15 protein-coding genes and 1 riboswitch are annotated in these 19,435 nt (G+C 42.0%); of the genes, 10 read left to right on the top strand and 5 right to left on the bottom strand.

Going from position 1 to position 19,435, the window contains the following annotated elements; translation table 11 throughout:
- Positions 1–29 precede the first annotated feature (29 nt).
- Entirely contained in the window at positions 30–1,268 is a 1,239-nt protein-coding gene (pepT, locus tag PaeCFBP13512_RS14535; RefSeq protein ID WP_137223993.1) for a peptidase T, read from the bottom strand.
- A gap of 211 nt (positions 1,269–1,479) precedes the next feature.
- Positions 1,480–3,042, bottom strand: a complete 1,563-nt coding sequence (locus PaeCFBP13512_RS14530; protein WP_241669387.1) for an NAD(P)H-binding protein — start codon at positions 3,040–3,042, stop codon at positions 1,480–1,482.
- A 290-nt stretch (positions 3,043–3,332) separates the two neighbouring features.
- On the opposite strand from PaeCFBP13512_RS14530, the gene PaeCFBP13512_RS14525 reads away from it, so the two are divergent.
- Positions 3,333–3,935 carry a YjgB family protein gene (locus PaeCFBP13512_RS14525; RefSeq protein ID WP_137223991.1) on the top strand — a complete coding sequence of 201 codons (603 nt, stop codon included), beginning with the start codon at positions 3,333–3,335 and terminating at the stop codon, positions 3,933–3,935.
- 108 nt (positions 3,936–4,043) lie between these two features.
- Here the strand turns inward: PaeCFBP13512_RS14525 and PaeCFBP13512_RS14520 are convergent, their stop codons facing one another.
- Positions 4,044–4,868, bottom strand: coding sequence for a class I SAM-dependent methyltransferase (locus PaeCFBP13512_RS14520; RefSeq protein ID WP_069326583.1), 825 nt, complete (start codon positions 4,866–4,868; stop codon positions 4,044–4,046).
- Between the two features lie 180 nt (positions 4,869–5,048).
- On the opposite strand from PaeCFBP13512_RS14520, the gene PaeCFBP13512_RS14515 reads away from it, so the two are divergent.
- The 9 genes from PaeCFBP13512_RS14515 to PaeCFBP13512_RS14475 all read left to right on the top strand — a co-directional run bounded on the left by PaeCFBP13512_RS14515 (position 5,049) and on the right by PaeCFBP13512_RS14475 (position 17,878).
- A complete protein-coding gene (locus PaeCFBP13512_RS14515; RefSeq protein WP_137223989.1) occupies positions 5,049–6,125 on the top strand; it encodes a branched-chain amino acid aminotransferase in 1,077 nt (358 codons plus the stop codon).
- A 136-nt stretch (positions 6,126–6,261) separates the two neighbouring features.
- A riboswitch (cobalamin riboswitch) is annotated at positions 6,262–6,461 on the top strand.
- A gap of 171 nt (positions 6,462–6,632) precedes the next feature.
- Positions 6,633–10,703, top strand: coding sequence for an S-layer homology domain-containing protein (locus PaeCFBP13512_RS14510; RefSeq protein ID WP_161594276.1), 4,071 nt, complete (start codon positions 6,633–6,635; stop codon positions 10,701–10,703).
- Positions 10,704–10,805: 102 nt separating this feature from the next.
- On the top strand, positions 10,806–11,822 hold the full coding sequence (locus PaeCFBP13512_RS14505; RefSeq protein WP_137223985.1) for a DUF4430 domain-containing protein: 1,017 nt from the start codon (positions 10,806–10,808) through the stop codon (positions 11,820–11,822).
- The gene (locus PaeCFBP13512_RS14500; protein ID WP_137223983.1) at positions 11,819–12,697 is read left to right on the top strand and encodes an energy-coupling factor transporter transmembrane component T; all 879 of its coding nucleotides are present in this window, start codon (positions 11,819–11,821) and stop codon (positions 12,695–12,697) included. Before PaeCFBP13512_RS14505 ends, PaeCFBP13512_RS14500 begins: the two co-directional genes overlap by 4 nt.
- Positions 12,670–14,388: an ABC transporter ATP-binding protein gene (locus PaeCFBP13512_RS14495; protein ID WP_241669386.1), complete on the top strand. Its 1,719-nt coding sequence runs from the start codon at positions 12,670–12,672 to the stop codon at positions 14,386–14,388. Before PaeCFBP13512_RS14500 ends, PaeCFBP13512_RS14495 begins: the two co-directional genes overlap by 28 nt.
- On the top strand, positions 14,364–15,053 hold the full coding sequence (locus PaeCFBP13512_RS14490) for an ECF transporter S component (RefSeq protein WP_069326588.1): 690 nt from the start codon (positions 14,364–14,366) through the stop codon (positions 15,051–15,053). The genes PaeCFBP13512_RS14495 and PaeCFBP13512_RS14490 overlap by 25 nt, the downstream gene beginning before the upstream one ends.
- 234 nt (positions 15,054–15,287) lie before the next feature.
- Positions 15,288–16,001 carry a 2,3,4,5-tetrahydropyridine-2,6-dicarboxylate N-acetyltransferase gene (dapD, locus tag PaeCFBP13512_RS14485; RefSeq protein WP_069326589.1) on the top strand — a complete coding sequence of 238 codons (714 nt, stop codon included), beginning with the start codon at positions 15,288–15,290 and terminating at the stop codon, positions 15,999–16,001.
- Positions 16,002–16,105: 104 nt separating this feature from the next.
- Positions 16,106–17,236, top strand: coding sequence for an N-acetyldiaminopimelate deacetylase (locus tag PaeCFBP13512_RS14480; protein WP_137223981.1), 1,131 nt, complete (start codon positions 16,106–16,108; stop codon positions 17,234–17,236).
- A 45-nt stretch (positions 17,237–17,281) separates the two neighbouring features.
- A complete protein-coding gene (locus PaeCFBP13512_RS14475; protein WP_069326591.1) occupies positions 17,282–17,878 on the top strand; it encodes a TetR/AcrR family transcriptional regulator in 597 nt (198 codons plus the stop codon).
- Here the strand turns inward: PaeCFBP13512_RS14475 and PaeCFBP13512_RS14470 are convergent.
- Both PaeCFBP13512_RS14470 and PaeCFBP13512_RS14465 read right to left on the bottom strand, forming a co-directional pair.
- Positions 17,875–18,750, bottom strand: coding sequence for an NmrA family NAD(P)-binding protein (locus tag PaeCFBP13512_RS14470; RefSeq protein WP_137223979.1), 876 nt, complete (start codon positions 18,748–18,750; stop codon positions 17,875–17,877). The genes PaeCFBP13512_RS14475 and PaeCFBP13512_RS14470 overlap by 4 nt on opposite strands.
- Before the next feature lie 50 nt (positions 18,751–18,800).
- Positions 18,801–19,235, bottom strand: coding sequence for a nuclear transport factor 2 family protein (locus PaeCFBP13512_RS14465; RefSeq protein ID WP_137223977.1), 435 nt, complete (start codon positions 19,233–19,235; stop codon positions 18,801–18,803).
- Positions 19,236–19,435: the final 200 nt, after the last annotated feature.

The following is a 19,435-nucleotide window of genomic DNA, read 5'->3' as shown; positions in this document are numbered from 1 at the left end:
ATTATAAGTTATTCGATCCAGACGGAATATTACGCTTGATTGGGTTTGGCAAATAATTGAGCAATTTCAACAATCACTTCTGTGGCTTTGACCATATTATTTACAGACACGTACTCGTATTTACCATGATAATTTTCGCCACCTGTAAAAATATTCGGGGTAGGTAGACCCATATAAGACAATTGAGCACCATCAGTTCCTCCGCGAACAGGAGTAATATGAGGTTCAACACCTACATTTTTCATCGCTTGTCCTGCTATATCGACGATATGTTTTACAGGCTCTATTTTTTCACGCATATTGTAATATTGATCTTTCATTTCGATCAAAATATTGTTTTCACCATACGTTTGTCCAAATTCTTCGACAATGCTAGTTAATAGATTTTTTCTATGTTCAAAATTTTCACGGTTAAAATCACGAATAATATAAGATAATTGCGTTTCTTCTACATCTCCTTGAATAGAAGAAAGATGGAAGAATCCTTCATAACCATCTGTAAATTCAGGAGCTTCACCTGCTGGAAGACGACGATGCAGTTCCATCGCAATTTTCGCTGCATTCACCATTTTGTTTTTAGCTGTACCGGGATGCACATTACTGCCTTTGCAAGTGACTTTAGCGGCAGCGGCATTGAATGTCTCATATTCAAGTTCTCCCAGTGGACCGCCATCTACGGTATACGCATATTCTGCACCGAACTTCGCTACATCGAATAAATGCGGGCCGCGACCAATTTCTTCATCCGGTGTAAAAGCTACTCTGATTTTGCCATGCTTGATTTCGGGATGATCGATCAAGTAGTGCATCGCTGTCATAATCTCAGCAATCCCTGCTTTGTTATCCGCACCAAGTAGTGTAGTTCCATCGGTAGTCATCAGTGTATGACCTTTATATTGCTCCAATTCCGGGAAATCTTTTGGTGAAAGCACAACGCCTACATCAGCATTCAGTAGAATATCGCCACCATTATAATTTTCAAGAAGCTTTGGTTTTACATTCTTGCCTGTAAAGTCAGTCGCTGTATCAACATGAGCTAGAAAGCCGATCACAGGTGCTTGTTGATCTGTATTCGAAGGCAAAGTTGCCATGACATAACCGTTGCCGTCTAGAGTGACATCTTCCATACCAATCTGTTCTAATTCTTCAACCAATTGGTGAAGAAGCGTCCATTGTCCCGGAGTAGAAGGGCAAGTCTCACTATCCTCGTTGGATTGGGTATCAATTTGCACGTAAGAAGTTAAGCGTTCAATCAGTTCGTTTTTCACAGTATAATAAGCTCCCTTCGGCTTGTGGTATCTATCGTATTTATTTATTTTATCATGAATATACAGATCATCCCAAAAGGAGATTCAGATCCTTGTTTATACATGTATTAATCGACGATATAAAAAGGTCTGAATCTATTCATCATGACAATGAATGTTCAGACCTGTGAAATCCTATGATGCGTTCTATCCTAACTTATCGACAAAGATATTAAGGCGTACTGTGGGTACCGCTTATCGCATGCGTAGGGGCATGTTGCGAATCTTGAGATTGTTGACCACCCGGGAATTCATGTTGCTTGCCTGTTTTGATCATTCGTTTCAAATGACGACGGAAAGCATACATGACCCATAGATGTACTTTGGCTTGAGTGAATTTATAGATAAACCACGGTAAAGAAGGAAGGTAATCATGGATAGCAATAACACAATCCTGTGTACCCGGAACTTGTAAAAATTCCAATCGTCCTTCGTGATTTTCTTTGGTTTTGGTAAAAGCGCCGCCTGTAATATGGTAAACTGCACTATCTTTACTGCTTAATTCAGGAGAATAGGTTAACTCCAAAATAGGCTGACGGGAAGGGCGAATATAGACACGGTAAATACTGCTACCATCATATTCAGTACGAATCAAGAATTTGGCTATGCCGCCTAACCACTCCATATAATACTTACCTGCCCAGTCTGCATTTTTACCGTCAGGTAAAACGACACGCTGGATAGAGCGTACATCTGACACTGATTCCGTTGCAGGAGCGGGGGCAGAAGCAGAAGAAGCACTAGCCTGTTCTTTTTTCTCTTTGGCTTTTTCTTTTTCCTTCGCTTCTTCTTCCAGTGCAGATTTGGCAGACTCTTCAAATGTAATCTGTCCATCGCTGATGCCTTCGACTTTGCGTTCAGGATTCGCTACCATGGGATGCGCTAGACTTTCAACGAGTGGATATACCATCTCTTTGGGCATTCCTGTCACCAGTGTAACCCAGAGACGGGATAGATGAATCGTTAGAAAAGGAACGTCATGGAAGGCACGTTTTTTCTCCATCACATCTGCGGTTTTCATCATCATTTGTTTGTATGTCATGATATCAGGGCCACCGACATCTATCGCACGATTATATAATTCGGTACTACCGATACTTTTTTTCAAAGCTTGCAGTACATCAGATAAAGCAATAGGATGCGTCTCTGTACGTGTCCATGTCGGTAATGTCATTACGGGTAAACGTTGTACCAACTTGGCAAGGATCGGGAACGAAGAACCTTGAGGTCCGACGATCAGTCCTGCACGAATAGTTGTTACAGGCACTCCATAAGAGCCTAGAATCTGCTCCACTTCCAGACGACTACGTAAATGACGTGATAATTTGTCCCGTGGAACTCCTTCAGGAATAATACCACTTAGATAAACGATTTGTTTGATTCCATTTTTTTTGGCTGCCCGTGCAAAATGATCTGCTAAAATAACGTCCATATCTTCAAAATGAGCCTGGGTTAGCTTGGCAGTTGGCATCATAGAATGTACAAGATAGATCGCATAGTCTGCACCTTCTAACGCTTTTTCTGCATCAGATATCGAGAACAATTCACAAGAACGCCATTCAACATGTTCACTGTTTTCTTTATCATCGCCATGTCTGGACAAAGCAATGACATCGTAATGATCGGTTAGTCGCTTCAATAGATTGTGCCCGATATAACCACTTGCTCCTGTCAACGCAATTCTTGGACGATGTGGTATAGTCGTTTCTTCGCTTGTTGTTGTCTCCATATCCATTGTCTCCACCCCTGTTCATTTTAAAGTCTGTAGCTGTTAAATACCCTTTTCTCTAGAACTTCAACCTCATGTTAATAGATTAACATAGCGACCAAAGTCCTATATTGTTGACAGTAGAACACTTTAAAAAGTATACTCTGAAATATTAAGTATAAGCGCTTATACTTTTGGTATAGATAAGTATATAGTTACTTAATCTCTATCACAATGAACAGACTATCGTTGGAATCAAGCAACACACACATGAATAAGACATAGTTTATAGCCTTATTCACAAGGAGGAAATGAATATGAATACTCAAAAATCGATCAAACAAGTCATGCTTACAGCTACACTTACAGGTGTATTGGCTGTCGGAACGCTTGGACTCACCAGTGGATTCGCTTCTGTACAGACGGTATCTGCGGCTACACCTAGCAAAGTTACGGCTAGCGATAGCCAAATGGCTTTGAAAACGCTAAATAGCTTCTACAAACCAGCTTTAAAAGGGCAACTTCCGGGCAATGCCAGTGCATTTACAGTCGGCAAAACGACTAGAGATCAAGTGGTGAAAGCTTTTGGTAAACCGGACAAAGCGATGACCGATGCTGACGGATTCGATACGTATCATGCAGAGATGGGGAATCCGGGTTATGCATTTAACTATAAATTGACCAAAATTCGTGAGATGCGTTACTTCGGTACTAATGTTGAACGTCAGACCAATATCGGTGGGATCACGATGAAAATGTTACTCAAAAACTGGTACACACCAAGTGCTACAACAACAATCAAAAATGGCAAAATGAAGCAAACGAAAGTTACGTATGTGCGCGGAGCTTATCAGTTAGAATTTATTTTTAATAGCAGTACAGAGCTAGATCATATCAATTTACGTGAAAAAGGGTTGTAAATGAACCTGAAAATATAGTAGCTTGAAGATACGTATTCTTCACAACAAAAGCACTGAACATTAGTTCAGTGCTTCTTCTCATTTCCAATCCTAATCAAGCCATCTCGATCAACGAATCCCGAGTCTCATCCGATAACTGAACATGGCATTGGTGACTCCACCACGGAAATAATCATCTGCCATCGCTTGGAAAATATTAATCTCGGATTCTAAATAATCAGATTTTAATTGAAGTGCTGCTTGAATTCCCCCCTGACTGAGCAAAATCCCTACATACCGTTCTGCACTACATGCTTCGATATTGTGAAATACAATTTCTTTGGTAAATCGGAAGTAGCCACTTTGCTCAATCTGTTGAAGATGGTTGTCTTTATTGCGCTTATGAGCAACTTTGTGAGGGTCTGCTTGTTCTGCAATAATACGCTCTGAGATCGCTAATAAGTTGTTGTATTCGCGTTCCAGTTGCCAGTTGACTGTAGGTGGCCAGTCGCAATCGTATGTCGCAAAAATACCACCGGGTACCAGCACACGAGCGATTTCTTTGAGTGTACTGACAGGTTCCATCCAATGGAACGACTGAGAGCATGTGACGATATCGGTGCTATTCGAATCCAGAGAAAGCTGATTCGAGTAGCCTTGTTCAAATGATAAATGATCGGCTTGTGTCGTCAGACTGAGCTTATACCGAGCTTTATTTAACATATCCAGATTCGGTTCTACCCCAATAATTCGGTCTGCCCGATCCCGCCATATAAAAGAAGATAACCCTGTACCACAGCCCACATCGACCACAAGTCCGGGTTTCTTTTGCAAATAATTTGAAAGGATATCAACTACAAGACTAGGCGCCACTGGACGATGCTGATCATAGACATCTTCAAAACCGGAAAACCGCTCGATATTGTTGATCGAATTATTTTCAGGAATAGTCATAACAGATCTTGCCTCCTTGTTTGAATGTACTGTGATTTATTATAAAGGAAAAAGAGGCATTGAGTAGAGGCTAAAGTTGCTTTGACAGCTTACCTATCAACTTATTGTTTTTAAGTATTTTCGATTTGGGATAAGAAGTGATATGATTTAGGGAATAATTTGTTTAAGGAGATATAGACTATGAGTATAGAGATCACTGTTGAGCATACAAAGAATAAAAAAGAGAAACCGTCATCAATGGATGGGGTAGTATTTGGTACACAATTTACAGATCATATGTTTATTTTGGATTATGATGCAGGGCAAGGTTGGCATGATGCACGTATCGTTCCCTATCAACCCATTATGATGGACCCGGCGGCAAAAGTATTCCATTATGGACAAACGATTTTTGAAGGGCTTAAAGCATATGCAACCGAAGATGGACGTGTCCTCATGTTCCGTCCTACCAAAAATATAGAGCGTCTAAATATTTCAAATGAGCGTATGAGTATTCCAGAAGTTGATCCTGAATTGGCACTTGAAGCTTTGCGTCAGTTGATTCTAACGGATCGTGAATGGATTCCAGAAGGTGAAGGTAATTCACTGTATGTGCGTCCATTTGTTATCGCAACTGAACCAACTCTTGGTGTATCTCCTTCTCGTCAGTATAAATTTATGATTATTCTTTCACCTGTAGGTGCTTATTATGCAGAAGGCATCAATCCGGTTAAAATTTTCGTTGAATCTAAATATGTACGTGCTGTTCCCGGCGGTGTAGGTATGGCGAAAACAGCAGGTAACTATGCAGCAGGACTTAAAGCACAAGAAGGCGCTACAGAATTGGGTTACTCTCAAGTGCTATGGTTAGATGGCGTGCACCGTAAATACATCGAAGAAGTCGGTAGTATGAACGTCTTTTTCAAAATCAACGGTATCGTGGTAACACCTGCACTAAACGGTAGTATTCTTAGCGGAATTACGCGCGATTCGATTATTCAATTGCTGAAGCACTGGGATATTCCTGTGGAAGAACGCATTCTTTCAATTGATGAATTAGAAGAAGCGCACAAAGAAGGCAAATTGGAAGAAGCGTTCGGTACAGGTACCGCAGCGGTTATTTCTCCAATGGGTGAACTGAACTGGCAAGGCGAAAAAATGATCATCAACGAAGGCAAAACAGGCGAATTGTCTGCCAAGTTGTATGAGACATTAACAGGCATCCAAAAAGGCGTAGCCGAAGATCCATTTGGTTGGACGATGGAAGTTAAAGCGTAAGCCGAATATTATTGTTATAAAGAAGCGTATCCTGTGAGCAGGATGCGCTTTTATTTTTCATATATTTTCTATAAGTAATTTAGCGTAATTCGTAGACAAAGCCCTGTGCTATCGCTATGATAAATACGACAATTACATATATTCTATTGTCCAAGGTGCAGATACGAATATGGTTTTGTATCCGCTTAAAAGGGAAGTCCGGTGTATTCCGGCGCGGTCCCGCCACTGTAAATGCTGAACAACTCCAGTAGTACGCCACTGTTGCATGAAGCGATGGGAAGGTAGGAGGATGTGATGAAGCAGAGCCAGGAGACCTGCCTTGCGAGCAATCGTTTCTATCATCTTCGGAGCAAAGAGGAGAAACAGTCATATCATTCTAAGCCTACACTATAGATAGGCGATGAAATGCTGTACTGTTATGCCTTTTAAGTCACTTCCGCTGAAGTGGCTTTTTTATGTTGTACTGTCGTTATGACCATTTTATTAAAACAAGAAAGAAGGTCTCATATGAAATCATCTCTATCCCGTCAGTGGATCGCTACGATCTTAACACTGGTTCTTACGATCGCTACATTAGTACCGTCTGGTATATTTTCTGCTTCTGCGTATGCAGCAGATGAATCGAATCCTACGAAAACCACCGTATCTCAAGCGGTCTACACTTCGAATGATTCTTCTACTAACGATTCAACCGTCAATACGAACGTCACCCAATCTGTATATGGTCAGGCTATCACGCAAGCGATGCAATATATCGATGCTAATGGTGGAGTAGATGGCGATTGGATCGCTGTGAGCTATGCACGTACAGGCAAAGCGTTACCGGCTAGCTACTATACCAGTCTGAGAACAGAAGTAACCAACTTATGTGCTCAAGCCAAGCCTTCGGTAACAGAACTGGCACGTATGGTGATTGCTGGAACATCCGCAGGCTTGAATGCGACGAACATTTCTAACTGTAATTTGATCGACAAATTAGTGAATCATGACAATATTAATCAACAAGGTGTTAATGGACCGATGTTTGCCTTGATTGCTCTGGATTCAGGCACTTACCAAGTATCTAATGGTGCGAAGCAAGGGCGCGATACACTAATTAATAGTGTAGTAGCAGCGATCAATGGACCCGAAATGGCAACAGATTATTATGGTATGGCACTTAGTGCATTAGCACCTTACAAAGATCGTACTGATGTACAGACAGCAGGACAAAAAGCCGTCAATTGGTTGATCCAGAAGTCAGACGATTCGAGCAGTGAATCGATTGCTCAGACGATTATTGGTCTAGCTTCATTTGGACTCAATCCAACTGACCTTCAATTTGAGAAAAATGGAAAATCGTTAATCGATCGTTTACTTGCTTTTCAAAATAGTGATGGTGGTTTCCGTCATGAACTCAAAGCAAGCGCATCAGATAAAGCTTTTTCAACGGATCAAGCATTACGAGCATTAATTGCTTATGATCTATATACACAAAATGCAGGGGTACTATACACGAATCCTAATCCTCCTGTAGCACCACAACCTGAGCCAGACCCAACGCCTACTCCTGAACCCGGACAAGGCAATAAAGTACAAGCTTCTGTAACCGTAGAAGGGCCTGCTGCACCTGTAACAACAGGAGTAACAGATGCTGTCTATGCATTGGATGCTCTTCAAAATGTAGCTTCGCAAAACGGAATCAAGTTAACAATTGCCAGTGCTTCTTTTGGTAAATATGTGACTGGTATTGCAGGCATTAACAGTGGTGATCTAGACCCATCCAGTGGTTGGTTATTTGCGGTCAAACGTAATGGTCAATGGATATCTCCAGATGTAGGTATGGACGCATTTGTATTAGAACCTTCGGATCAAGTGTATGTGTATTTTGGAGCTTATGGCATCTCATTAGTAGAGTCTGTCACGACATCACCTGCGTTACCGAAATCAAGTAGTGGCTTCAACGTTACGGTACAAAAAGCAGATTGGGTATGGAATAATGATACCTTTACCAGCGATAAAGTAGTAAGCCCTGCGGCAAATGTACAAGTACAAGTCGGTAACCAAACGGTGACGACTAATGCACAAGGGATCGCTTCATTTAACAAAATGAGTGCAGGATCATATACCGTAGCTGTCACAGGATATCGGAGTAATAATGTACCCGTCATTGTTCGCAATACGTCTACATTAATTGTGGCTAACGATAACAGTACAGGTGGAAGCACAACGACACCGACTGCCAATACAATAACGATGTCTGTTACAGGTGACAGTACTATCTTGCCTACGACTTCGATTACATTGCAAAATAGAGATACCGCTTTTAGCGTATTACTACGTCAGTTAGGTTCAAGTCGTGTGAGTTATAGAGGTAGCGGAGGTACAGCTTACGTTACAGCTATTGATGGACTCAGTGAATTTGATAAAGGACCTTTAAGTGGTTGGGTATATACGGTCAATGGACAACAACCGAATACAGGAGCAGGAGCGTATACGTTAAAAGCAGGAGACAATTTAGCATGGCGTTATAGCGATGGTACTTCGACTGTTTCTGGCGGTGGTGGAAGTGCTACTAACAGTCTAGGTATTGCTTTCCCGGCAACGATTCCTTCTCAAGTCGAAAGTGAATTGTCTCAATTGAAAGTGAAATCGACTAACCAATTGCCTGTCCAAGAAGCAGGGCAGACGACGACAGTGCTTAATTCAGGTTCACCGATGACAGCAAGCACAGCCACTTCGATTGCTAAAGCATTAGAATCTGCGCCCAAAGTCAGTGTGAGTACAGAAGTAAAAGCAGATCAGAAAGCAACACTTGCTGATCCAGCAGGTAAAGTACAATTTATCGTGCCAGCAAATAGTGTGAAAAGCAACACTACGATTGGCATTGAAGAAGAAATGGGTAGTCGTCCAGAGCTAGTATCCAGTCTGTACGAATTTACACCAAATGGACAGCAGTTTGAGAAACCGGTCTATCTTTCATTCAAAATTCCTGTCTACAATAATACAATGTCCAAGCTAACGATTGCATGGCTCAATGAAGCTACCAATCAATGGATTCCTGTTCCAACTGCATTGGATGCCAAAACAGGTATTATTACAGGAACCGTTTCTCATTTTACTAAATATGCCGTTATTAATAGTGATGTATTAGCCAGTTCTGCTGATCTTCAACAATTAACAACAGATATTAATACAACAGTCAAAAATGTATTAACACATGACTCGTTAACTGAATGGGAAGCTGTCGGTATTGCACGCGCAGGAGGAACATTACCTGCAAGTTATTTAACTGGGGCGACTGTTCAGGTGAAAGAATCCGCAGGTTCGTTCCGTAAAGTGACCGATCTGGAACGATTGATTCTAGGGATCAAAGCAGCAGGTGGCAATCCGACCGCTGTAAATGGTGTGAACTTAATCGACAAAATGGTCAACCATGAGAAAATGACAGCTCAAGGAACCAATGGGCCGATCTTTGCTCTAATTGCACTTAACAGCGACAACTATAACGTAGCTTCTACAGCAACATGGAACAAAGACAAGTTAGTGACATGGTTGTTAAGCGCGCAAAATAGTGATGGTGGATTCCCGCTCGCAACAGGTGAAGCTAGCAGTGTCGATATGACCGCTATGGCAGTTGCTGCGCTTGCACCTGAACGCACACAGATTCAAGTACAGACAGCGATCGACAAAGCAGTCCAGTATCTATCTACACAACAACAAGCGAATGGTGGATATTCTGCTTATAACGATGATAGTAGTGAAAGTGTATCTCAAGTGATTGTTGCACTGGCTTCAGCAGGCATTAATCCTAAAGACGCACGCTTTACCAAATCAAACGGTGATCTGATGACACGTCTTAGCCAATTCCGTCAAAATAATGGTGCATATAGCCATACAGTAGGCGGTGCAGGCGACAATATTGCAACAGAACAAGCATTGCTTGCTTTGGTGGCGTATCAACAGTATTTGAGTAGTGGTAATACGATCTATAATCTAGCAAATTCATCGACTTCACCTGTAGATACAGGCACAACAACAGCGGTGACATTTACAGATGAAAATACGATTTCAGCATGGGCTTCTGATTCGGTACATCGTGCTTATGATGCAGGGCTAATGCTAGGGGTAAGTGATCAGGAACTTCGTTTCGCGCCGAAACAACAATTAACACGCGCTCAATTTGCAGCCTTGGTGGTGCGTTTGACGGGAGCAACAGAGTCTAGTAATACGCTTTCAAATGGTACAGCATTCAAAGATGTATCATCGAACCAGTGGTATTACAATGCGATTATGACAGCGAAGAGTAAAGGAATCATTACAGGTATCAACGCTACATCTTTCCAACCGAATCAACCGGTATCCCGTCAGGATATGGCAGTCATGTTGACTCGTGCATTTGCACTCAAAGGGACATCCAATACTTCTTTTGCTGATCAAGCGAAAATCGGCAGCTATGCACGTCCTGCTGTTAGTGCTGTTGTGAGCAATGGAATTATGGTGGGTGCAAACAATACATTTGATCCACAAGCTAAAGTAACACGTGAAATGGCAGCAGTTGTAGCGATCAATGTACAAAAGATGGCACAAGCGAACTAATTTTACGGTAAAATAAAAGATATCACTCATTACACACATAGCGGAACGGGGATCATAGTGTCCAGCGTTCCGTTTTGTGTATTTAAGGAGGCTTAATGCAAGATGAACCAGACAGATACAGAGAAAGATACCTGTACAGAGCGCAAGCAACTGAATGATAAAAATTCGCGATCCCAAGCTCTTTTCAACCGATCAGGCAAAAGATATAGCTTGTCGCTAGCGATTACAGCTATGGTGTTGACGTTGTTATTAGTCAGTGGTTGTTCTTCTACAGCACCAACGAATCCTTCGTCTGCGATCGATTCTCAGACAACCGCAACGACAGACTCTCCAGCCACTTCGGATTCAGCATCATCTCAAGAGGCTACGATAGACAAAGGTACAGACTCACAAGATTCTTCTACAGAATCAACGCCTAAAGATGCTACAGGTACTCAAGTTCCGACTGAAGCAGACACGACCCATGCAGCTAACGATCAAAAAGAGAATACCAATGATTCTTCATCCAGTGCATCGACAGAACCATCAAGTCATAAGTCCAGTGCTTCAAGTTCAGCATCAACAAAAGAGTCAACCGAAAATGCTAAAGAACAGACTCCGAAGACCAACAAAGAAAGTACAACCAAAAACACGACAGATACCACCAAAGATAAAAGTACTGCTACAGATAAACCATCAAGCAAGCCAAGTACCAGTACAACCAAGCCTTCTACAACAACACCGAAAGAGTCAGGTTCATCTGCACCAGCTAAGACACCACCGGTCTCTACACCACAGCCTCAAGCATCGACAGCGACATTATCGATCACTGGAGACAGCAATATTCTAGGTGCTACAGCAGTGCCTGTAGAAGCAGGTGAGAGCGCTCTTGATTTACTCAAGCGAGTGACTCGTAGCAAAGGCATTCCGATGGAGTATCAAGGATCTAGTGGGTTCGCTTATGTAGAAGGGATCGACAATCTGTATGAATTTGACGAAGGACCTACCAGTGGATGGATGTTCAAAGTGAATGGCAATTTCCCTAATATGAGTGCAGGCGCGTATAAAGTTCAAGTCGGTGATCGAATCGACTGGTTATACACCACAGATCTTGGTAAAGATGTAGGAGCCAAAAATTGACTAGCGGATTCCGTGCTCTTCATCCAGTGACTTTGTTTTTATTTTACGGAGGACTGTTATTGTGCGGGATGCTTTTGTTTCATCCTGTATTTTTGCTGACAGGGATTGTATTGCTGGTGAGTTTGATTGTGATGCAAAAGCATGGAGGTACAATAGTCAAAATGCTTCCGTTGTATCTGTTGATCGGTATAGCGATCGTTGTTATTAATCCGTTGATTTCTCATCGAGGTCGTCACATTTTATTTTACTTTATGGATCAGCCGATCACGTTAGAATCGGTATTGTACGGAGTGACCATGTTGTTATCGCTAACACTGATTTTGTTGACCAGCTTATCGTATAACTACAATGTGACGACCGATAAATTTATGTATTTGTTTGCAAGACTTGTTCCTCAAAGTGCATTGGTGGTGATGATGGCATTACGATTTGTCCCTTTATTACGCAGACGATTAAGCCAGATTACGTTAGTGCAACGTACACGAGGGATCAGTGTCCACGAAGGTTCACTCACCAAGCGAATGAGGGATGGAATGACACTTGTCAAAGTACTGCTGGTCTGGTCGCTAGAAGAAGCTCTACAAAGCGCAGACTCGATGAAAGCACGCGGATACGGTACAACCAAGCGTACCGCTTATGTCGTGCATCGGATGGATCGTAGAGATCGCTGGCTTACTGGATGTCTATCTGTATTGATCCTCGTTATCATGGTCGGCAGTGCGCTCGGTTGGGGACGAGCAGTGATCTATCCACGAATGCAATCGATGGTATTCAGTATGCAGGATTGGATACTGTATGTATGTTTTGGCATCTATATGCTGATTCCTGTGATTGTAGAAGGAAAGGAATGGCTATCATGGAAATACTCCAAGTAAAACAACTTTCATTTGCCTATCCTGACGAACAGCATCAGGTATTAAGTGATATCACGTTTACAGTGAATGAAGGCGATTTTGTTGTATTGTGCGGAGCTTCAGGTTGTGGCAAAACGACATTACTCCGACAACTCAAACCTGAATTAACACCTGTCGGGCAGAACCATGGAACCATTTATTATAACGGTAATCTATTGAACGAATTACCAGCCCAGCAGTCTGCGCAAGAGATAGGCATGGTGTTCCAAAATCCAGATAACAGTATTGTGATGGATGTGGTCTGGCATGAATTATCTTTTGGTATGGAAAATCTGGGGTATTCGCTTCCTGTGATGCGTAGTCGATTAGCAGAGATTGCGCAATTTTTTGGATTAGAACCTTTATTATACAAGCCGATCCATGAATTATCCGGCGGGCAAAAGCAATTGCTTAATCTTGCTTCGGTGTTGCTATTACAGCCGAAGTTGCTTCTACTTGATGAACCAACATCTCAATTAGATCCAGTCGCCGCGCGTGAATTTATTTCGATGGTCTATCGGTTAAATCGAGAATTTTCAATGACTGTGATTATCAGTGAACATCGCTTAGAAGAAGTAATTCCGCTAGCCGATCAGATGATTATGTTGGAAAAAGGGAAATTGAAATATAGCGGTTCTCCGCGTGAAGTCAGTCAGCAGATACAGACACGTCGTATACATGATCTGAAGTCACATGATGATCTATCCGATGATTTCAAATATTTGCCTTCAGTGACACAGTTATTCTGGACGATGCAGACAGAAGAAGCTTATTCAGATCTACATATTCCGTTAACCGTACGAGAAGGCAAGCAGTGGCTACAGACATTAGATTGGAACGATGGGGCAGTACATGCTATAGCCAATCAGTCTAATCCTTTATCTATGCAAAAGGTGCAATCACCTGAACGATCCAAAGAATCGATATTATTAGAATGTCGTGAAGTCACTTTTCAATATGAAAAGAAAAGCGCTGAAGTATTGAAAAAGTTAGATTTGCAGATCTATAAGGGGGAAATGTTAGCGATTCTTGGAGGCAATGGAGCAGGGAAATCGACACTGCTTCAACTGCTGGCAGGGCTACTGAAACCAAGGCGAGGAACAGTCAAACAAGCTGATCATGTGAAAATCGGCTATCTGGCACAAAATCCATTACTCTATTTCAGCCATGATACGGTTGTAGAAGAATTGTATACAGCGGCTCACTATGCAGGGGTCGCTGAACCAGAAGTTGTGATTGCCAAGCTGATCAAGCAACTGCAATTAGAAGGATTGGAACAGAAGCATCCGCATGATATTAGCGGTGGACAACAGCAGAAAACGGCTTTAGCGATTGTGTTGTTGCTTAATCCAGATATTTTACTATTGGATGAACCGACCAAAGGGCTTGATCCAATTGCCAAAATCGCTTTAGCCCGGCAGTTACTGGAGCTTCGTCAGGCTGGACATACGATTGTAATCGTAACTCATGATGTAGAATTTGCAGCGAGTTATAGTAGTCGATGCGCCATGTTGTTCGATGGTATGATTACAGCTACAGATGTTCCTTCTACCTTTTTTAGTGAAAATGTATTCTATACGACAGCAGTCAATCGAGTAGTACGGGATTGGTTACCCGGTATCTTAACCGCAGAGGAGGTACTGAAGTTATGGCGCGTTCCCGCCTCTGGCTGATGATCGCTGTAGGGCTGAGTATTCTAGTATTAGCATTGTCTAATGCGGTGCTGAGTGATCATTATATGTTATTAAGCTTTGTATTGTTAATGGCGGTGATGTTGCCGTTATTTGTTCGCTTTGAACGGCGGAAGTTAGAAGCACGTGAACTGGTCTTACTGGCGATGCTGGCGGCGATTGCGGCGGTTAGCCGGATTCCTTTTGCTGCTTTACCGAGTGTAAAGCCTGTCTCGGCGATTGTGATTTTATCTGCGCTTGTGTTCGGCTCTGAAGCAGGGTTTATTGTAGGGGCGATGGCTGCGCTTGTTTCTAATATTTATTTTGGACAAGGCCCGTGGACACCATGGCAAATGTTTGCGTGGGGAATGATGGGTGTAAGCGCAGGGTTACTTCGCAATACCTGGTGGATGCGTAAAAGACTGGGCTTGCTGACGTTCGGGCTAATCTGGGGATTCCTATTCGGCTGGATTATGAACCTATGGGTTGTGATTGATCTTGCGGTGGCATTGGAATGGAAAGCAGTACTGGCAGTATACGCACAAAGCTTTTATTTTGATCTGGCACATGCATTGTCGAATGTCTTTTTCTTAGCGATTCTAGCAGGTGGATGGATCAAAGTCTTGGAACGTTTTCGTAAAAAATATGGATTACTTGATAGCGGTTAGATCTGGGGGAGAAGTGCGTTTGTACTTCTTCTCTATTTTTTTGTATCTTTTGCGGATTAAGGGGAACTTATAGAGTGCATATGGTATAGTTAATTCCATACGTAGTGAACATTTAACCAGATAGTGTCCATTGCGACTGCACCTTTGATTATGCTATAAAGGATGTAGTTCAAACCTTTGGGTCTGATAAATAATTTAAAAATACATGTAGTTATATAAAAGGAGCCTCTATATATGTCCACGGAAATGAATACACACGAAATTATTAACTTAATCAAAACAAGCAAAAAGAAAACACCGGTAAAAGTATACCTTAAAGGTGAATTGGACAGCATTACATTCCCTGAAGATGTGCAAACATTTATCACAGGCAATACAGGTGTTATTTTCGGCGACTGGGCAGATATTCAAGGCGTTTTGACTGAAAATGCAAGCAAAATTGCAGACCAAGTGATCGAAAGCGACCGTCGTAACTCCGCGATTCCTTTGTTAGATATGAAAAATATCAATGCACGTATTGAGCCGGGCGCATTTATCCGTGAAATGGTATCCATCGGCGACAATGCTGTCATTATGATGGGTGCTGTAATCAATATTGGTGTCGTTATTGGAGCAGGTACAATGATCGATATGGGTGCTGTTCTAGGTGGACGTGTACAAGTCGGTAAAATGTGTCATATCGGAGCAGGTTCTGTACTTGCAGGCGTTATTGAACCACCTTCTGCACAACCTGTAACGGTTGAAGATGATGTATTGATCGGTGCTAACGTTGTGGTACTTGAAGGCGTACGTATCGGTGAAGGTGCTGTTGTAGCGGCTGGTGCTGTTGTGACGCAAGACGTTCCTCCATTCTCTGTTGTAGCAGGTACTCCTGCACGTGTTATCAAGCAAGTAGATGACAAAACAAAGTCTAAAACAGAAATTTTGCAAGACCTACGTACACTATAATTTAGACTTAAGTATGACTATATATATTGATCTGGAGACCCCGCACATGCTGGGTCTTTCTTTCATCCTTCAAGCTTAGAATGAGAAATAAAAAGGAGATTCAGATGACTACTTTTACTCAGATTCGTCGTGATCTACATCGTATTCCTGAACCGGGATTTCAAGAATTCAAAACACAGCAGTATTTGCTCGATTATATGGCTACTCTTCCGCAACAACATTTGGAGATTCGTACATGGCGTACGGGTATTCTGGTCTATATCCATGGAAGCGCACCGAAGCGCCGTTTTGGTTATCGTGCCGATATGGATGGATTGCCGATTGTCGAGCAGACGTCTTATGATTTTCAAAGTGAACATGAAGGATACATGCATGCTTGCGGACACGATCTACATATGACGATCGGACTTGGAGTGGTGACTCATTTTGCGACAACACAGATGACCGATGATCTTGTGGTTATTTTCCAACCCGCAGAAGAAGGACCCGGTGGAGCCAAGCCGATGTTAGCAAGTGCAGAATTAGCCGATTGGATGCCGGATCAGATGATCGGACTCCATGTGGCTCCTGAATATCCTGTCGGTACGATTGCGACCCGTGCAGGAATTTTATTTGCCAATACATCAGAATTATTTATTGATCTAATCGGTACCGGTGGACATGCCGCTTATCCGCACAAAGCAAATGATATGGTGGTTGCAGGCTGTCAGTTGGTGGGTCAGTTGCAGACGATTATTGCACGTAATATCAATCCACTGGATTCAGCTGTAGTGACCATCGGTAAAGTTGAAGGCGGTACGAAGCAAAATATTATCGCAGAGCGTGCACGTCTGGAAGGAACGATTCGTACATTGTCAGCAGACACGATGATCGCTGTCAAATCGCGAATCGAAGCACTGGTTAAAGGAATCGAAGCAGGATTTGAATGTCAGGCAGAGATCGATTGGGGATCAAATTATTTGCAGGTATTTAACGAAGCGACTTTAACGCATGAATTTATGGGTTGGGTAGAGCAACGTTCAGATGTGAATCTAGTGGAGTGTACGGAAGCGATGACTGGCGAAGATTTTGGATATTTTCTGGAGGCAATTCCGGGATTTATGTTCTGGTTGGGTGTCGATACGCCTTACGGATTGCATCATGCGAAGCTAGAGCCTAGTGAAGATGCGATTGAGGTAGCGATCACCACAATTACTGATTATTTAAGCTGGAAATCAGAGCAGAGAGCAGTGTAAAGTTAGCTTATGGTGTAGAGTGAACGATAGAGGATGTGAAATATAGTGGCACGTACCAAAGCTTTTGATACGACTGTGGTGTTGCACCGTGCAATGAAAACATTTGGTAGTCGGGGATATGAAGGCACCACTTTACCTGATCTATTGCAAGAATTAGGGATTGCCCGTCAAAGTCTGTATGATACGTATGGAACCAAGCGAGATCTATTTATTCTAGCGGTAAAGCATTATATGGATCACAAAAAAGAAGACTTACTGGCTGTACTGGAGCAACCCGGTGCAACGATTCCGTTGATCGAACAGCTTTTTCAAAAAATGATTGATGTGCTTGTCGATCCCGAATTGGCACAAGAGTGTTTTATTATTGCTAGTGCGCTTGAATATGCTCCACATGATCATGAATTGAATGTGTATTTACAGGATAATAATGCACAAATTGAAGCGGGCTTTTACCGTTTGTTAAAGCGTGCAGTAGAGCAAGAGGAGATCCAAAGTGATCTGAATCTAACTGCCATGTCGCAGTATCTAGTGCATGAACGAACAGGATTGATTTTTACAACCAAACTGGGTGCTGATCGGGCAAAGTTACAAGCGATTATCGAGATTTCGTTATCGGTGTTGAAAACAAAAAGGCAGCGTTAAACGCTGCCTTTTGCTGTATTTACAAATAGATGTCGGTGATTCTGGATATGCTGTCTAAGTGATTTGGGCGGTTTCCCTGTGACTTTTTCTATACAGTCGCTGACTCTATCTTCTATACCTTCTACAGCGATTTGGGTATCCAAATGTGCTAAAAAGCTAGCATATTCTGAATCTAGACCTGCGTTAAGCAAATGTTGTTCTAACTGAGATTCACTGATCGGGTGATACGTCACAGGCAATCCAGTTACTTCTGTAATCAGAGTAGCGACTTCTTGATAGGTCAGCGATTGAGGACCTGTCAGGATATGTTCGGTATTATGAGGTACTACGTCAGTTAGTGCATGTACTGCTACTGAAGCGATATCATCAGCATCTACGAACCCAATCTTACCGTCACCTGTAGCACTACTTACAATACCTTGCTCCAAAATAAATTGGGCTTGCTGTGCTTCGGTAAAATTTTGCATAAAATAAGAAGGGCGTAATACAGCCCACTGCGGTACATGTTCACTGATCCAGCGATGTAGATATCCAAAAACAGGTTGGTCGATCGAGATCGAAGCACTGGATAGTAACACGATACGTTGTATGCCTTGTGTCAACGCTTGCTCGATAAAAGGAATAACCAGAATTTCAGGATTCATCATAACAGGCACAACGATATAGACCGCATCCATATTCTGCAAAGCTTGAGCGTACGTCGACGTATTATTCCAATCAAAAAAGATAGATTCAGCTTGAGGATGTTGCAGAGAATGAGCACTTCTTCCTGCTCTTCGTACGTGATAACCTTCTGTCAGCAGAATTTTAGCTATTCGAGATGAGGTTTTGCCTTGTCCGCCGGTGAGTAAAATATGTTGAATAGTTTTCATAAATAGCTCCTTTATCTATAGATCGAATAGTCGTATCTAATCTAAAATGATTAACCTAACACCAATGGATTCCAATAATCTTGATAACGAGTGATTTTGCCATCACAGGTGGTGACTACAGAAATATAATCTTGCTCATAAGGAAGTCCTGTAGCAACGAAAGTACCTACTCCTTGAAATTGAGCAATAAATGTATGGGAGTCAGTAGCGAGATGGATCATAGGCGTGCTGAAATGAGTGAACGCAATAATTCCTTGCAGCGATTCCAAATGTTGTCGTAGAGCATGGATACCCTCTAGCTGTTTGGCGTATCCTTCAGGGGCATAAGGAAATTCAAAAATCACTTGTTCTGCAAAAAGGCTGAGAAACAGTTCTATATCTTCAACCAACATTGCTTTGCTAAATGTGTTCATCATCTGTGTAGCTTGAGCATCTTGAGTCTGAATATCGATAGGAGATAAACCAGTGGGAACATGATTTTGCATACGAAAAACCTGCCTTTCGAATAAGAAATTTGAAGTTGATTTATTGGATAAAAAATAAGTGCTGTCTTCACTATAACTATTCCAGACTAAATAGTCAATTATATTCGGACTAATTGGTCTATAATTTTAAAATAAACGCATATACTGTATTTCACCTAGAGCGATATACAACAGATATACAAGATTTTGTTAAAAATAAA

The sequence above is a fragment of the Paenibacillus sp. CFBP13512 genome, assembly GCF_005233705.1.
GTDB classification, from domain to species: Bacteria; Bacillota; Bacilli; order Paenibacillales; family Paenibacillaceae; genus Saccharibacillus; species Saccharibacillus nuruki.
Note: the sequence above shows the minus strand (reverse complement) of the source record. Positions and strands in the feature narration are given on the sequence as shown.

Excerpts from the sequence above, each read along its gene's own strand:
- PaeCFBP13512_RS14530 (WP_241669387.1), bottom strand. The coding sequence starts at position 3,042 with ATGGATATGGAGACAACAACAAGCGAAGAAACGACTATACCACATCGT.
- PaeCFBP13512_RS14525 (WP_137223991.1), top strand. The coding sequence starts at position 3,333 with ATGAATACTCAAAAATCGATCAAACAAGTCATGCTTACAGCTACACTT.
- PaeCFBP13512_RS14520 (WP_069326583.1), bottom strand. The coding sequence starts at position 4,868 with ATGACTATTCCTGAAAATAATTCGATCAACAATATCGAGCGGTTTTCC.
- PaeCFBP13512_RS14515 (WP_137223989.1), top strand. The coding sequence starts at position 5,049 with ATGAGTATAGAGATCACTGTTGAGCATACAAAGAATAAAAAAGAGAAA.
- PaeCFBP13512_RS14510 (WP_161594276.1), top strand. The coding sequence starts at position 6,633 with ATGAAATCATCTCTATCCCGTCAGTGGATCGCTACGATCTTAACACTG.
- PaeCFBP13512_RS14505 (WP_137223985.1), top strand. The coding sequence starts at position 10,806 with ATGAACCAGACAGATACAGAGAAAGATACCTGTACAGAGCGCAAGCAA.
- PaeCFBP13512_RS14495 (WP_241669386.1), top strand. The coding sequence starts at position 12,670 with ATGGCTATCATGGAAATACTCCAAGTAAAACAACTTTCATTTGCCTAT.
- PaeCFBP13512_RS14490 (WP_069326588.1), top strand. The coding sequence starts at position 14,364 with ATGGCGCGTTCCCGCCTCTGGCTGATGATCGCTGTAGGGCTGAGTATT.
- dapD (WP_069326589.1), top strand. The coding sequence starts at position 15,288 with ATGTCCACGGAAATGAATACACACGAAATTATTAACTTAATCAAAACA.
- PaeCFBP13512_RS14480 (WP_137223981.1), top strand. The coding sequence starts at position 16,106 with ATGACTACTTTTACTCAGATTCGTCGTGATCTACATCGTATTCCTGAA.
- PaeCFBP13512_RS14470 (WP_137223979.1), bottom strand. The coding sequence starts at position 18,750 with ATGAAAACTATTCAACATATTTTACTCACCGGCGGACAAGGCAAAACC.
- PaeCFBP13512_RS14465 (WP_137223977.1), bottom strand. The coding sequence starts at position 19,235 with ATGCAAAATCATGTTCCCACTGGTTTATCTCCTATCGATATTCAGACT.